12 protein-coding genes are annotated in these 16078 nt (G+C 52.4%); 10 read left to right on the forward strand and 2 right to left on the reverse strand.

The window, feature by feature from the left end; genetic code table 11:
• From L6H98_RS16990 to L6H98_RS17005, 4 genes are all read left to right on the forward strand, one after another.
• Entirely contained in the window at window positions 1–669 is a 669-nt protein-coding gene (locus L6H98_RS16990) for an urea amidolyase associated protein UAAP2 (RefSeq protein ID WP_236416878.1), read from the forward strand.
• Entirely contained in the window at window positions 662–4276 is a 3615-nt protein-coding gene (gene uca, locus L6H98_RS16995) for an urea carboxylase (RefSeq protein ID WP_236416879.1), read from the forward strand. Before L6H98_RS16990 ends, uca begins: the two co-directional genes overlap by 8 nt.
• Window positions 4273–6024: an allophanate hydrolase gene (gene atzF / locus L6H98_RS17000; protein ID WP_236416880.1), complete on the forward strand. Its 1752-nt coding sequence runs from the start codon at window positions 4273–4275 to the stop codon at window positions 6022–6024. The genes uca and atzF overlap by 4 nt, the downstream gene beginning before the upstream one ends.
• 156 nt (window positions 6025–6180) lie before the next feature.
• Window positions 6181–6720, forward strand: a complete 540-nt coding sequence (locus L6H98_RS17005) for a GNAT family N-acetyltransferase (RefSeq protein WP_236416881.1) — start codon at window positions 6181–6183, stop codon at window positions 6718–6720.
• A 246-nt stretch (window positions 6721–6966) separates the two neighbouring features.
• Here the strand turns inward: L6H98_RS17005 and L6H98_RS17010 are convergent, their stop codons facing one another.
• Window positions 6967–7284, reverse strand: a complete 318-nt coding sequence (locus L6H98_RS17010; protein WP_236416882.1) for a hypothetical protein — start codon at window positions 7282–7284, stop codon at window positions 6967–6969.
• Window positions 7285–7607: 323 nt separating this feature from the next.
• Between L6H98_RS17010 and L6H98_RS17015 the strand changes: the two genes are divergently transcribed.
• The 3 genes from L6H98_RS17015 (at window position 7608) to L6H98_RS17025 (ending at window position 11515) form a co-directional block, all read left to right on the forward strand.
• The gene (locus L6H98_RS17015; RefSeq protein ID WP_236416884.1) at window positions 7608–8654 is read left to right on the forward strand and encodes an alpha/beta hydrolase; all 1047 of its coding nucleotides are present in this window, start codon (window positions 7608–7610) and stop codon (window positions 8652–8654) included.
• A 249-nt stretch (window positions 8655–8903) separates the two neighbouring features.
• Entirely contained in the window at window positions 8904–10901 is a 1998-nt protein-coding gene (locus L6H98_RS17020; RefSeq protein WP_236416887.1) for a beta-L-arabinofuranosidase domain-containing protein, read from the forward strand.
• Between the two features lie 101 nt (window positions 10902–11002).
• Window positions 11003–11515 carry an Ig-like domain-containing protein gene (locus tag L6H98_RS17025; RefSeq protein WP_236416888.1) on the forward strand — a complete coding sequence of 171 codons (513 nt, stop codon included), beginning with the start codon at window positions 11003–11005 and terminating at the stop codon, window positions 11513–11515.
• Window positions 11516–11645: 130 nt separating this feature from the next.
• Here the strand turns inward: L6H98_RS17025 and L6H98_RS17030 are convergent, their stop codons facing one another.
• On the reverse strand, window positions 11646–12551 hold the full coding sequence (locus tag L6H98_RS17030; protein ID WP_236416889.1) for a response regulator transcription factor: 906 nt from the start codon (window positions 12549–12551) through the stop codon (window positions 11646–11648).
• A gap of 160 nt (window positions 12552–12711) precedes the next feature.
• Here L6H98_RS17030 and L6H98_RS17035 point away from each other — a divergent pair, with 160 nt between their 5' ends.
• The 3 genes from L6H98_RS17035 to L6H98_RS17045 all read left to right on the forward strand — a co-directional run bounded on the left by L6H98_RS17035 (window position 12712) and on the right by L6H98_RS17045 (window position 15923).
• Window positions 12712–14019, forward strand: coding sequence for an extracellular solute-binding protein (locus L6H98_RS17035; protein ID WP_236416890.1), 1308 nt, complete (start codon window positions 12712–12714; stop codon window positions 14017–14019).
• Window positions 14020–14128: 109 nt separating this feature from the next.
• Window positions 14129–15061: a sugar ABC transporter permease gene (locus tag L6H98_RS17040; RefSeq protein WP_236416891.1), complete on the forward strand. Its 933-nt coding sequence runs from the start codon at window positions 14129–14131 to the stop codon at window positions 15059–15061.
• A 1-nt stretch (window position 15062) separates the two neighbouring features.
• Window positions 15063–15923: a carbohydrate ABC transporter permease gene (locus L6H98_RS17045; RefSeq protein WP_236416892.1), complete on the forward strand. Its 861-nt coding sequence runs from the start codon at window positions 15063–15065 to the stop codon at window positions 15921–15923.
• The last annotated feature ends 155 nt before the right edge of the window (window positions 15924–16078 follow it).

Genomic DNA, 16078 nt, shown 5'->3' on the forward strand with positions numbered 1-16078 from the left:
ATGAGCACATTTCAACCTGTACAAAGCGAGATGCGCACCGAAAACGCCATCTACGAACATATCATTCCAGCAGGAGACGGTTGGCTGCATGATCTGCTGCCAGGACAAACGCTGCGCATCGTTGATATGGAAGGCAATCAAGCGGTGGATACGCTGTTTTATTCCACGGCAGACCCGTCCGACCACTACAGCGCGGTGCGGACGATTACCCAACAGGGCAATCTGTACTTGACCACAGGTTCGACGCTGCTCGCCGAATCGGGCCAGGCTCTGCTCCGAATTACAGCCGATACCTGCGGCAGGCATGATACGATCGGCGGCGCTTGTTCGGCACAGAGCAACACGGTGCGTTATGCGCACGATACACTTCCGATGCATAACTGCCGCGATACGTTTATGCTGATGCTTTCCCGGCGGGAGGAATATACGAAGCGGGACTTGGCGCCAAACGTCAATTTCTTCATGAATGTTCCGGTCACGCCGGAAGGCGAGCTGACGTTTGCCGACGGCATTTCCGCACCGGGCCGTTACGTGGAATTGCTTGCGCTTGCTCCGGTCACCGTGCTGATCAGCAACTGTCCGCAATTGAACAATCCATGCAATGCCTATAACCCGACTCCAGCCAAAGTGCTTGTATGGGATGCAGAAGGAGTGAACGCGCATGTTTAAAAAAGTACTCATTGCCAACCGCGGTGCCATTGCGGTGCGCATCATGCGGACGTTGCGCCGGATGGGCGTATCCAGCGCAGCCATTTACACCAAAGCGGACCGGGACAGCCTCCATGTGGAACAGGCAGACGAGGCGATCCTGATCGGGGAAGGTCCGGCCAGAGAGAGCTACGTGAACGCCGAATTGGTTCTGCAGACGGCCATCGAGGCTGGTGCAGACGCCATTCATCCGGGATACGGGTTTCTGAGCGAAAATGCGGCATTTGCGAGAGCGTGCGCAGAGAAGGGCATCGCCTTCATCGGGCCATCCCCCGAACATATTGAGCTGTTCGGCTTGAAGCATACGGCACGGGCGATGGCCGCGGAAGCAGGCGTACCACTGCTGCCCGGCACGGAATTGATGAACACGCTGGAGGAAGCGGTTCAAGAAGCGGACCAAATCGGTTATCCGGTTATGCTGAAATCGACGGCAGGCGGCGGCGGAATCGGAATGCGGGTCTGCGAGCATGAAGAAGCGCTGAGGGAAGCTTTCGAATCGGTATCGCGCCTCGCGGCAGCCCATTTCAACGACGGCGGCGTTTTTCTGGAAAAGTACATCGCTCGCGCACGTCATGTCGAGGTTCAAATTTTCGGTATCGGCAGCGGCGAAGCGTTTGCATTGGGAGAACGCGACTGTTCCGTGCAGCGCCGCAACCAGAAAATCATTGAAGAGACCCCGGCACCGTGCCTGCCTGACGATGTCCGGAAAGAGATGCATGAATGCGCGCGCAGGCTGGCGATGTCGGCAGGGTATCGCAATGCGGGAACGGTGGAGTTTCTGTACGATCCGGATGAGGAGCGTTTCTATTTCCTTGAGGTGAACACGAGGCTTCAGGTAGAGCACGGCGTGACGGAAGAAGTGCTTGGCATTGATTTGGTCGAATGGATGGTCAAAGAAACGGCCAATGAATTCGGTTCGCTGAATGTGTCTGTACCTGCGCCGACAGGTCATAGTTTGCAGGTGCGGTTGTACGCAGAGGATTGCATGAACGAGTTCCGGCCAAGCGATGGACGCATCGATGCCATCCGTTGGCCTGAAGGGGTGCGGATCGAGAGTTGGATTCAGCCGGGGTTACATGTAACGACGCTGTATGATCCAATGCTGGCGAAATTGATCGTGCGTGCCGAGACGCGGAGCGAAGCCATTGCCAAGATGAAAGCCGCGCTGCAGCAGCTCCGTGTGTACGGAGTGACCACCAATCAGTCATATATTGAAGCGTTCCTGGATAACGATGCATTCGCAAGCGGAACGGTGCATACCCGAATGCTTTCCGGCTTTAAACCGATGGAGCATGCGATTGAAGTGCTCGATGGCGGCGTACAGACTACCGTGCAGGATAGCCCGGGCAGAATCGGGTACTGGGATATCGGAGTGCCGCCATCCGGCCCGATGGATCAGCTCGCTTTTCGCATCGGCAACCGGCTGCTGGGCAATGAAGAACAAGCGGCCGGACTGGAGATGACGCTTCGCGGGGGATCATACCGTTTCAGGGATGAGCTCACTTTTTGTTTGACAGGTGCAAATATGAATGCCGAGCTGGATGGCGTCATTGTTGAACCCTATTCACCGATCACTGCCTCTCCTGGCGCAGTGCTGACCTTGGGCGAGGCCAAACAAGGGATGCGGACATATCTGCTCGTAGCCGGAGGACTTGACATGCCGCTTACGCTCGGGAGTGCGGCGACGTTTACGCTGGGAGGCTTCGGCGGACATGGGGGCAATGCGCTGCGGACCGGAGCCGTCCTTCGGGTGGGCAAAGCCAAAGGAAGCCCGCTTGCTCTGCTTGCAGCGGATCGCAGACCCGAGTATAGCAATGAATGGACGATTGGCGTCATCCCGGGTCCGCATTGCACCGACGAGTACGTTCTGCCTGCGTATCTGGGCCAGTTGACCGAGACAACATGGGAAGTGCATTTCAACAGCTCCAGAACCGGCGTCCGCCTGATCGGCCCGGCTCCGCTGTGGGCGAGAACCGACGGTGGGGACGCCGGACTGCATCCGTCCAACATCCACGATAACGCTTATGCCGTGGGCGCGCTGGATTTGACGGGCGACATGCCGATCCTGCTCGGACCGGACGGGCCGAGTCTCGGCGGATTTGTCTGTCCCGTAACGACGGCGACTGCAGAACTATGGAAGCTGGGCCAATTAAGCCCTGGCGACAAGGTTCGTTTCAAGTTGATCACCGTCGAAGAAGCAGAACGGCTCAGAGCGGAGCAAGAGGAGTATGTGCAACAGCTTGACGTTCAACCATTGCTGCCAGCGTTGCCCGAAACGTCCAGTGGCGATTACATGCCGATCCTGGCCCAAGCGACGGAAGGCAGACGTTTTGCCATCACCATCCGCTGCTCCGGCGACGAGAACATCCTCGTGGAATACGGGGAGCGCGAGTTGAATCTGCTGTATCGTTTCCAGGCGTACGTGCTTATGGAGGCTATCAAATCCAGTGGAAACATCCTGTTCATCGAGCTGACGCCCGGCATCCGCTCTCTGCAAATCCATCTCGATGCGTCCCGTATGTCCGTCAAAGAAGCGGCAGCACTGGTGATGGAGTTGGACTTGCAGCTTCCGGAGCTGGAAACGATCGAAGTGCCTTCACGGATCGTCAAACTGCCGCTGTCCTGGGATGATCCGGCGACGCGTCTTGCCATTGAGCGTTACCAGCAAAACGTTAGACCGGATGCGCCGTGGTGCCCGAGCAATCTGGAATTTATCCGGCGCATGAACGGGCTGGGTTCATTGGAGGAAGTTGCCGAAATTGTGTTTAATGCTTCGTATCTCGTCATGGGGCTCGGCGACGTGTATCTCGGAGCACCGGTTGCCGTGCCGCTGGACCCCCGCCACCGGCTCGTGACGACCAAGTACAACCCGGCGCGCACGTGGACGCCGGAAAATGCCGTAGGCATCGGCGGCGCATATCTTTGCGTATACGGCATGGAAGGTCCGGGCGGATATCAATTCGTCGGTCGTACGGTGCAGATGTGGAACACGTTCAGAGAGACGAACCATTTTGAAGCAGGAAAGCCTTGGTTGCTGCAATTTTTCGATCAGCTTCAATTCTATCCTGTGTCGGAAGCGGAGCTTCTGAAGATGCGCGAAGAATTTCCGCGTGGCGGCTTTGCCGTCGAGGTGGAGGAAACCACGTTCCATTTGGGCACGTACCTGGAATGGTTGAACTCGATCGCCGAGGAGTCAGGCAGCTTCCGTAAGCAGCAGCAGAGCGCATTCCAGGCCGAACGGAACTATTGGAAGGAGCTTGGCATTGCCGAATACGTCTCCGAGCCTGAAGCCGCGGCTGCGCTGGAAGAGGTAGAGATGCCGGAGGGCAGTCTCGGCATGAGCAGTTCCATGTCGGGCAGCGTGTGGAAGGTGTTGGTCGAGCCAGGCCAAGAGGTTCGTAAAGGCGACACTATTATAATAGAAGAAAGTATGAAAATGGAGTTCCCGCAGCTGGCTCCGGCAGATGGAGTTATTGCTTCGATCTACGTTTCGCCAGGGGATCAGATCAAGTCGGGAGACTGGATTGCGGCGATCATTCCGGCGATCAAGGAGGAGGTTGTGCGATGACGATCAATGCCGTTCCGAAAAAGATGACCATCGATGCGCTTCGTACCGGTTATCTCCGTGGCAGCTTCACGCCTTCGGAGGTGGTGGAGAGCATCATCAGGCGGGCAAGCGATACGGAAGATGATCATGTCTGGATCACGCCGCCGTCGATGGAGTTGATTGCTCCATATCTGAACAATATTCAACATTTGTCCATCGCCGATTATCCGCTGTGGGGCATCCCGTTTGCCATCAAAGACAATATTGAAGTGCAGGGCTGGCCCGTGACGGCAGGTTGTCCCGAGTATGAGCGCGAGTCGGCGCGGCATGCGGCTGTCGTGGAAAGATTGGTCGCTGCCGGCGCCATCCCGGTCGGCAAAACCAACCTCGACCAATTCGCCACAGGGCTTGTAGGTACAAGAAGCCCATATGGTGAAACGCATAACGCTTTGCGGCCTGAGCTCATCAGCGGAGGATCAAGCTCGGGTTCGGCGGTAGCCGTTGCCTTGGGGCAGGCAGCTTTCGCGCTCGGCACCGATACCGCCGGTTCGGGCAGGGTGCCAGCCGCACTCCACGGTCTTGTCGGGTACAAACCGGCTGTAGGGGCATGGCCTTCCATCGGTTTGGTGCCCGCATGCCGGAGCATCGACTGCATCACCGTTTTTGCGCATTCGCTCGGAGATGCCGTCGCCGTCGATGGCGTGGTGCGGGGGCCGCATGCTGAAGATGCTTTCTCGAAAGCCCGCCCTCTTGGGCCGTCCCGCGCACCTGCCAGATGGTTGTTTCCCAAAGGCGACCTGACGTTTTTCGGCCCGTTTGCCGAAGCGTATGAAGCGGCCTGGAAAAGGGCGAAACAAACCTTGCTGCAGTCAGGGATCAGCGTGGAGGAGGTCGATGTGTCCCTGCTGCAAGAGGCTGCTGCGCTTCTGTATGAAGGACCGCTCGTCGCTGAACGGTGGGCGGATTTGGAGTCGTTTGTGCAGGCGCATCCCGGAGCCTTGTTTCCCGTAACTGAAGATATATTGCGGACAGGCGGCAAAGAGGAGTTTACGGCAGCTTCGCTGTTCCGGGCGCAGCACCGTCTGGCCGAGATTCGCCGCAGCACGGAAGTTTTGCTGAAAGATGCCGTCCTTGTCCTGCCCACATGTGGAGGAACGTGGACGAGGGCACAAGTGCGGCAGGACCCGATTCGAACGAACAGCCAAATGGGGTTGTATACGAATCATTGCAACTTGCTCGATTTAAGCGCCGTTGCTGTTCCAGCAGGAGATGCGGCAGAACATCTGCCGTTTGGACTGACGCTGTTTACGCTGCCGGATCAGGAAGCGGTTATGGTAGAAGCTGCAAAATGGGTGGAGCGGAGCCAAGAACGCATGTTGGTGGCCGTTTGCGGGCTGCATATGAGAGGTATGGCGCTGGAACCTCAGATGACCGGGCTGGGGGCTTATTTTGTGGAAGAGGCGCGGACTGCACCGGAATATCGCTTGTATCGATTGGATACGACTCCAGCCAAGCCTGGCTTGGTTCATGTGCTTGAAGAGGGCGAATCCATCGCATTGGAGCTGTGGAGCATGCCGATTTCCTCTTTTGGCGTATTCACGGCAGCCATTCCGGCCCCGCTCGGTATCGGCAAAATCCGGTTGCAGGACGGCAGAGTTGTGTCCGGTTTTAGTTGTGAAGCCTCGGCTGCACCAGAGGGCGTGGATATCACGTCCATGGGTGGATGGAGGAACGCGGAAGCGGACAACACTGTCTCGCATACAAGCTAAACACGATAACGAAGCGGCTGATCCTAAGGATCGCCGCTTTTTCGTCGTCCGTAAAATTTTTACATAAGCCATATACAGAATTCATAAAATTCCACAAAACCTTTTATATACTTAATTTGCTTGTTACAACGGACAAAGGACCAGGTGGTAGACAACATGTTAAAAAAACGGGATTTGCATGAATGTCATTCATTGTACAGTTTATTGACGGACCCCGCAGTTTCTCCCTACGTTCGTTATCAATGCCAATCGGTGGAAGAATACTTATTTCTGACCAAACAATTGATCGCCGAAGAAGAACAGCATACGGTCATTTCACGCACCATCCTGAATGAAGCCGGGCTGCCGATCGGAACCATTGATTTGTATCAGATCGTAAATAACACCGGGTTCCTGGCCACGTGGATCGGAGCGCCGTATTTTGGAAACGGGTACAGCCAGAGAGCAAAATCTGCCTTCTTTGTTGAATTGTTTCTCGAACATGCGATTGAAACGGTATTTTTAAAGATTCGCAAGCAAAACATTCGATCCAGCAAAGCAGCCCAAAAACTGCCGTATGTCAGATTAGCCAATGAATTGTTTCACGAAGTATACCAATCGGTTAATGCCGGAGAACCAATCTATGATCTGTACTTTGTGGAACGGTCCGCCTTTATGGAGAGCCATATCGATCTACACCAAGTGGTGGCAACGTAGCAACAGACATGAAAAGGAACTCGCCATGTAAATTAAATTGTGGATCGTACTGATTCTGTATGGAGACTTGTTGGTTCAATGAATATAGTTTGTGCTATCAAAACAAAACGTTTGAAACGATAAAGGTTATCTTTTGCCTATCAGGCTAAAGTATGACCTTTTTTTGATGGATAGGCTCTGTTAAAGGTTTATAATTGACCATTATTGTAAAACTGTCTTGGTGATAAGGCTGTATTATGAGCTATTTCATTTATATATGATGTCATGACTCTCTACTTTTCCGTCTTCATCAAAATGAAGTTGCAATAGATTAACCTTTACCCCTAATCCTGCACTTCCGATGTAGTACAAGAATTGTCGTGATGGTTCAGTTAACTTTTCTGCCGGTTCTCCAAGCAAGTCAATAATTTCATTCTCTGTCATACCCTTAAGTTTGTACTTACTTGTTAAACTGCTTATCATACCGTCTCTCTTCTCCGGTTCTTTATTCCACGTTTCTTGGTCAAAGTGGCTGCATGAACAAAGAATGAGTACCATTAGAAATGAAATGATAATTTTCTTCATCGGAACATCCTTTCAGTTAATCAAAAATAAGCAGAAAGCCGAAGCTTTGTGTTCCTGTCGGTGACAGTATGCAGGCACGATTTGACGAACATATCTTTCTTATTCGATGAGGTATTCTCATATTTCTTAGCCGTCTATTTAACGAAACCAAGCCAAGTGTGTGACTACTTTATCTTAAGGTTTAACAAAGCCAATGGATAAATAGTTATATTAAAATTTCAGACCAGGGACTGATCTGTCTCATCGCTTGTTTCGTTAGAATGGTCATATATTGAAAATGATGTTAACGATTCATCAAGATGATGAATCGGAAAGGTGGATCAGTGGCGAGTAGAAGAAGCAAAACAAAGAAGGCGGCGTGGCTCGTTGTCCTCGCTCTTATTCTAATCAGCGTGGTTGCGTTGGTTTTCCCGACGTGGACACCCGGTATTGAAGGAGAGCGCAGCATCAGCACCTTGGAGCAAATCGAGATTAACGGCTCGAAACATCGAATCATGATCCGCGGCCATGACCGCGATAATCCAGTGATTATTTTCGTGCATGGAGGTCCGGGATCGTCAGAAATCGCTTATGCCGCAAGCTTCCAGAACTTGTGGGAGCAACATTTCACCGTGGTCAATTATGATCAAAGGGCCAGTGGGGCCTCCTATCATTTTTTTGAAAACTACGATGATTTGTCGTCCAAGGTGTTAGTCGAGGATTTGCTCGCTATTACCGACCATGTCTCCGAACGTTTGGGGCAAGACAAGGTCATCCTCATCGGTCATTCCTACGGTACATATGTCGCAGCGCAAGCTGCACAGCAAGCCCCTGAGAAATATACAGCTTACATCGGAATTGGGCAGCTTGGGAATGCGACGGAAAGCGAAATCGATGCATTGGAGTATGTCATCAACGAGGCGCGGCGGGTTGGCGATGAGGGGGATGTGCAGCATTTGGAGCAGATGTCTGAAGAAATCCGCAAAGGGACTGCCCTTACGCCGAGATCGTACGTCACCAAGTATGGCGGTGCTTCCAGCAGCGGGGAAATGCCTGACGGGAACGTGTTCGACATGATTATGGGGAGCGAGTATAACCTGCTGGATATCATCCGCTATTACGTTGGAATCCTGAGTCACCAACAAGTGCTTCTGGACGAGGTGTTTGACACTCCATTGTCCACGGTCGTGACAGAGCTTGACCTACCCGTATATTTCGTAATGGGTAAATATGACTATATGACTTCATCCGCTGCGGCCAGAACATACTTCGATCAGTTAAATGCCAAGCAAAAGCAATTCATTGCCTACGAAAATTCCGCCCACTTCCCGCATATTGAAGAAAAATACAGATTCAGCGAGTGGATGATCACCACCTTTGCAGAGAACTAACCTATATAAGTAGAACGAATGATGGTTAAACGTAGCCACTGAGTGATGAGGAACATCTTCCGATCGCTGTTATCCCCACATTCCAAATGAGATCAGGTCAGCCGACAGGTTGGGCCTTCTTTGTTGTTCCGTGAAGAAACTTGGCAGGCCGAGGTTGTAATCATATAAATTCACGTTGGAAATGATGATTCCTCCACGTCATTGAGACTTGTAAAATGAAGCTAATGATCATGACAAGGAGAGGTTTAAATGGAAAAATCAGACGTTTCAATGCCGAAACAATCACGATCCTACCGCAATCATATTAACGATCCTTTCTGGTCACCGTATGTTGAGCTCGTTCGCAACGTCGTGGTTCCCTATCAATGGGAAGCGCTCAATGACCGGATCGAAGGGGCAGAACCCAGCCGGGCCATCCGAAATTTCCGCATCGCTGCCGGTGAAGAGGAGGGCGAATTCCATGGCATGGTATTTCAGGACAGTGATGTGGCCAAATGGATCGAGGCTTCTTCTTACCTGCTTGCAGCCAAAGCCGACGAGGTGTTAGAGCAGCAGCTGGACGAAGTGATTCATACGATCGCTTGCGCGCAGCAGCCCGATGGATATCTGAACACGTATTTTACGTTGAAAGAGCCGGGTCAACGCTGGACCAACTTGGCCGAATGCCATGAGCTCTATTGCGCCGGTCATATGATCGAGGCAGGTGTCGCCCACTATGAAGCAACAGGGAAACGCACCTTGTTGGACGTCGTCGTCCGGTTGGCCGACCACATCGTCGACGTATTTGGCCCCAAGCCGGGACAATTGCAAGGTTACGATGGTCACCAGGAAATTGAGCTGGCACTGTTCAAGCTCTACAAAGTGACCGGCAATGCGACGTATCTGGACCAGTGCCTGTATTTTCTCGATCAACGAGGTCAGCGGCCGCATTATTTCGTCCAAGAATGGGAAAAGCGTGGGAAAAGCGTACATTTCGGCGGACTGGATATGGTTCATCATCACGAATACTCGCAATCCCATCTGCCGGTACGTGAGCAAGACGCGGCTGTTGGGCATGCCGTCCGTCTGGTATATATGTGTTCTGCCACGGCTGACGCTGCGGCCGAGACGGGGGACGAGTCGTTGAAGCAGGCCTGCCGCCGGTTATGGAACAGCATCGTCGGCAAACGGATGTACATTACGGGAAGCATCGGTTCGTCCGCGAAAGAGGAAGCGTTTACAGGAGACTATGATTTGCCTGGAGATACGGCGTATGCCGAGACCTGTGCTTCGATCGGATTGATGTTTTTTGCTTGCCGCATGTTGAACCTGGAAGCGAACAGCATCTACGCCGACGTGATGGAACGCGCGCTGTACAACACCGTCATTAGCGGCATGTCTTTGGACGGCCGGCGTTTTTTTTACGTCAATCCGCTGGAGGTGCATCCGCATTTGCATCATGCCAATCCCAATTACAGCCACGTCCGTTCCCGGCGTCAAGGTTGGTTCGGTTGTGCATGCTGCCCGCCGAACATTGCCCGGTTATTGGCATCACTCGATCAATATGTGTACACGGTCAGTGAAAATGAATCGACATTGCATGTACAACTTTATATCGGAGGAGAAGGCGTTTTCTGCGTAAACGGGAACGAGATTCATGTACAGATGGAGTCGGACTATGCTTCGCAAGGAAAAGTGACGATGAGGTTCACTCCACAAACTTCGCATGACGTCCACTTTATTCTTGCACTGCGCAAGCCGGGCTGGAGCGGTACTCCTGAGATCTCCATCAATGGTGAGCTGGATCCGAGCGTTGAAATGGATGAAGATGGTTACATTCGTCTGGAGCGTTTATGGGCTGCGGGGGATGAAGTGCAGATCCTGTTTCCGATGCATGTGCTGCGGATGAAAGGCCACGAGGGCATACAGGATACGTTTGGCCGGGTAGCCGTGCAGCGGGGACCGTTTATGTACTGTCTGGAAGAAGCCGACAACGGGGAAGGCCTGTATCGGATTTATTTGCCGCGCGAGAATGAATTCAGGGTGGGGAGCGGTCAGGGGAATCCCATGAACGTGCCGGACCTGACCATTGCTGCCAAAAGGATGCAGACGGATGAAGCATGGGGCGGCCAACTGTATCGCAGCGATGCGAAATGGGGCGTGCACGATACGGATATTCGCTTGATTCCTTATTTTACGTGGGCCAACCGGGAGGAAGGCGAAATGAGGGTTTGGATTCACGAGTGGCATGGTGACGGACTTCACTGAGAGGGGTGATCGGTGCTGTAGCGATACGGGAATGTGGAAAAGAAAGATGATCCGAGGGTGATGAAGAGAAGGTACGCGCATGAAAGGTAAAATGATACTGGATGACGCTGCGGCCTTCCAGTCTCGGACAGACGAAAAATAATTATATCGGCAAATCGCAGTACCCTGATCCGTATTTCAACGGGCTGATCGACGATTTCCGCATTTACAGCCGCGCGCTGAGCGCAACGGAAGTGGCGGCACTTGCATCAGGAACAGGGCAGACGCTCAATGCCGATGAAGAAGCCGGAGCTCTGCCTGAACCGGAAGTGGACGGAGAGTCTCCGAGCGAATCGCCTGCCAATCATCCAATCGATGAAGTGCCCGTGGATGAACCCGTCATTCAATCCATTGCCGACACGGAAATCACGATTACCGTTGGCGAACCGATTCAATTGCCGGATGTCGTCGCCGTCACCTACACGGATGGCAGAAACGCTGATTTGCCTGTCGTATGGGAGCGCATTGCGGAAGAACAGCTTGCATCCCCGGGAACGTTTACATTACAAGGGACTTTAAAAGGCAAGGATTTGAAGGTCGCGGCGACGATCGAGGTTGTGGCCAAAGCCGAATAATGAGATGATTTTGGCGTAGCGGGTCACAAGACCGCCTGATGACATGAAGGCAAGCTGTTTGCGGCAGCATGCATCCTAGTCATCAGGCGGTTATTTGGCGTGCATTTGCTGAATTACGTTCGGTCTTTTGTCACGATTTTGCGGTCATTTCGATACCGGTGAATTTGCTGCGGAAGGTAGAAGGAGAGATGCCTTCTTTTTTTGAAAAACAGGAGGAAAAATAGGAAACATGATTGAAACCGACCTCCTCCGCGATGCGGGAGATAGACCACGCCGTCTGCAGCAGCAGTTTTTTGGCCTGTTCCAGCCTATAGTGAAGCAAATATTCCATCGGGGTCATGCCGTAGACCTTCAGCATGCTGCGGGCCAAGTAATTCGGATGATAGTTTAGGTCCTGCTGCAATAGGGGGTTGGAGATGGGATGGGTATAGTTTTGGCGAATATATAGTTCTATTTTTTCGGCGATCCGGATCGCCGTGGCATCCGCCAGCGAAGACAGGCCGAGATCAAGGTGCTGCATGAATTGCTGAAACGCGGCTTGGCGCTTCCAATTGCGCATGGATTGCGGTTCCTGATCGAGCTGGGAGAAGTGCTCAAGCATCTCCATTTCTTTGGGGGAGATTTTCATATGTTTTGGAATAAAGATGGAGCAGACGTCGCAGTGGTTCAAGTACGCGCTTTTTTTGTGGCTCTCCATCAGCTGCGCCTGGTTTGCCAGACACTCGTCCATATCGGCCGATTCTTTCCAGCTCCCATAGGTTTGAAAATGAATCCAGATCAATTCGGTCTCTGCTTCGCACGGAGCGCTGCCATAATGATGCCCATCCGGCTTGAGGATGAGGGCTTCGCCTGCGCGCAGGCGCCATTCGATCCCGTTTTCACCCAGGGCCAGCGTGCCCTTGGTAACGACAACCAGGTCAAAAACACCGATATCGCTGCGGCTGATATGATGCTCGCCTGCTTCGTAACGGGCGCGTCCGCAATCAATGAAATAGGGGATCGGCGGGGTGATGAAATGAAGGATGGGCGAGTTCAAACAGGGCACCTCCAACAGGTTGGAATATTTAAAATTCATGTTGGCATCGAGCATTTCCTTTTTATGATACAGCAAGTAACATAGAAAATAAAGCGCTACCATTTAGAAGTTATAGGCCACACATCGGTTTGGAATCCATGATGGAAAAGGGGACTGGGACATGAAAAAACAGTTGATTTGGGTCGGGGTTTTCCTGCTGGTCATGATGACTGCCCTGGCAGGCTGCAGCGCAAAACCGGAAGCGTCCAACGGGACGGGGGAACCGGGTTCAGGCGGCGAAACCAAGCTGATATTTTGGACGTTTGTGGATGCACACCAGAAGTTTTACGAGAGCATGGCAGAGAGCTGGAATGAAGAACATTCGGACCAGCGCATCGTGCTCGAAGCAACGACGATTCCTTATGATGACATGCACACCAAGCTGCTTCTGGCACTGCAGTCAGGCGTTGGGGCACCGGATCTGGTGGACATCGAACAGAGCAAATTCCCGAATTTCATGAAAGGCGTGCCACAGCTCGTCGATCTGACGGACATGATTACGCCGGAGCTGAATAACATTGTACAGTCGCGGGTGGACATCTACAGCAAGGACGGGAAGTACTATGGCATCGACTACCATGTCGGAGCAACGGTCATGTATTACAACCAGGACATTTTGAACGAAGCCGGGGTTAACCCGGATGAGATCAAGACGTGGAGCGATTTTGAAAAAGCTGCGCATATTGTGCTCGGAAAAACGGGCAAACCGATGATCACATTCGAAGGCAACGGGAACTGGTCATGGTGGCCTGCCATCAGTCAACAGAAGTCCGATCAGATTGACGAAAACGGCAATGTGACGGTCAATGCGCCAATCAACGTGAAGACGATGCAATTTTTCCAACAGATGGTGAAGGATGGCGTAGCGGCTGTTGCTCCTGGAGCCGGACATGATACGGAAGAATATTTCGGATATATGAATCAGGGAAATGCGGCGGCCGTGTTTATGCCGTTCTGGTTCATGAACCGTTTTACTGACCATATTCCCGACCTGAAAGGTAAAATGATCATTCGCCCGATGCCGGCCTGGGAAGAAGGCGGCAACCGTTCTGCGGGCATGGGAGGCACCGCCACTTCGATCACGAACCAATCGAAATCCGCGGATCTGGCCAAGCAATTCCTGGCCTACGCGAAGCTGTCGAAGGAAGGCAACCTCCAGATTTGGAAGCAGCTCGGCTTCGATCCGATCCGTACCGACGTCTGGACGGATGCAGCGATGAAGGAGACCAACAAATTCACCGAATATTTCGGAGCGGATATTTTTGATACACTGCTGACGGTAAAAGACGAGATCGCGCCGGTGCATATCCGGGAGAAATCGCCGGAAGTGTTCGATGCGGTCCGCAACAAGGCCATTCCGGACATTTTCATTAATATGAAGGACCCCGAGCAAGTCCTGAATGACGTGCAGGCAGAATTAACGCGGTAGAAAGACATGAAACAACGGGCAGCCCGGAAAGGTGAATGCAAAATGCGAGCGGCTGCCCGCATCATGTTTGATTCATGGATTTTAGATAAACAGGGTGGAGGTTGATTCCGTGCAGCTTCACAATGAAACGCAGGTTCCGGCACAGGTCAGGTTTCGTTCAAGACGTAAATGGAATGCCCGGGCTTGGGCACCGTATCTGTTCGTGATGCCGTTTATCGTGTCGTTTTTAATCTTTTTTGCTTATCCGCTATATCGCGCAGGCATGATGAGTTTCCAGCAGGTGTTGCCTGGTGATGTGCAGTTTGTGGGGGTGGAGAATTATCGCAAGCTGTGGAACGCCGATTTCGGGACAGCGCTCTGGAACAGCACGCGGTATACGTTCTGGACGATGCTGCTCTTAATTCCCGTTCCGCTGGTGCTGGCCGTTTTGCTCAATTCGAGCCGCATGCTGGCCCGCAATCTGTTCCGTTCCGCGCTGTTCATTCCCGCATTGACCTCTGTCGTGGTGGCCGGGGTTATTTTCAGATTGATTTTCGGCGAACTGGATGGCGCACTAATGAATACCATCTTGAACACCTTCGGCATTCCTAGCCAGCAATGGCTGTACAGCTCGTCCCTTGCCATGGTGGCCCTCGTAGTGCTTGCCGGTTGGCGCTGGATCGGAATCAACATGCTGTATTTCCTTTCCGCATTGCAGAGCATACCCAAGGATCTATATGAGGCGGCGGATATCGACGGCGCAGGGGTGATGCAAAAGTTTACCCGGATCACGGTGCCGATGCTGAAACCGATTACGATCTATGTTATCACGATAACGTTATACGGCGGTTATGCCATGTTTACGGAAAGTTACATGCTGTGGGCAGGCAAGCCTTCTCCGCAGCATATCGGTTTGACGATGGTGGGTTACATTTACGAGCAAGGCTTCCAATACTTCAACCTCGGCTTCGGCGCAGCCATCGGCATCACGCTGCTGGGCATTACGCTCGTGATCAGCATGCTTCAGCTGACGATGCTTGGCATGTTCAGAAAGGAGGATTGAGATGAGACAGCGATGGGCTTCCAAACGAATCACGCCTACCTCCGTCCTACTTTTCCTGGTCTTTGCCGCACTTGCCGTGCTTATGCTGTTTCCGCTCTATGCGCTAATGCTGGCCTCGATCAAACCTGCTACAGAGCTGTTCCGTTACGGCCTTAACGTCAGGCTGGATTGGAGCATCATGAACCTGGATAACTACCGGGCCATTTTTGCGGGAGAAGGAGCGGCGGGGAATTATTTTACCTGGTACAAGAACAGTCTTGTCATTACGGCGTTGTTTACCGTCTTGAGCCTGTTGTTTTCTTCGATGGTTGGTTATGGTCTCGGCGTTTACCGGTTCAAGGGACGGAATCTGATCTTTACACTGGTGCTTGTCGTCATGATGATTCCGATGGAAATTATTGTGCTGCCGCTGTATGAGCTGACCATTTCGCTGAAACTGATCAATACGGTCTGGGGTGTGATTCTGCCGTTCGTCGTGGCTCCGCTGCCGATCTTTTTCTTCCGTCAGTTCGCGCAGGGGTTGCCGAAAGATTTTATGGATGCAGGCAGAATTGATGGCTGTACGGAGCTTGGCATCTTTTTCCGCATCATGATGCCGCTTATGACGCCGGCATTCGGCGCGATTGCGATTTTGCAGGCGATGAACAGCTGGAACAACTTCCTGTGGCCGCTCATCGTGCTTCGTACGACAGAACAGTTTACGCTGCCGATTGGACTGGCATCATTCGTATCGCCGCTCGGAAATAATTATGAGGCATTGATTGCCGGAGCTGTGCTCGCCATTGTGCCGATCCTTGTGCTGTTTCTGTTCTTCCAGCGATACTTTATCGCCGGCCTGACGGTTGGGGGAGTTAAAGGGTGATGTTGCGGTACCGAGTCAACTACAAAATCCAAAAGAACGCTACTGACATCACGTTGTCAGTAGCGTTCTTTTATAATAATGCTATACAAAACCGTAAAAAACATCCACACGTTAACGGAGAGAGGCAGAACCGATCTGAAGAAGCGAAGCGTTCT

The sequence above is a fragment of the Paenibacillus sp. JJ-223 genome (assembly GCF_927798175.1).
Taxonomy (GTDB): Bacteria; Bacillota; Bacilli; order Paenibacillales; family Paenibacillaceae; genus Paenibacillus; species Paenibacillus hubeiensis.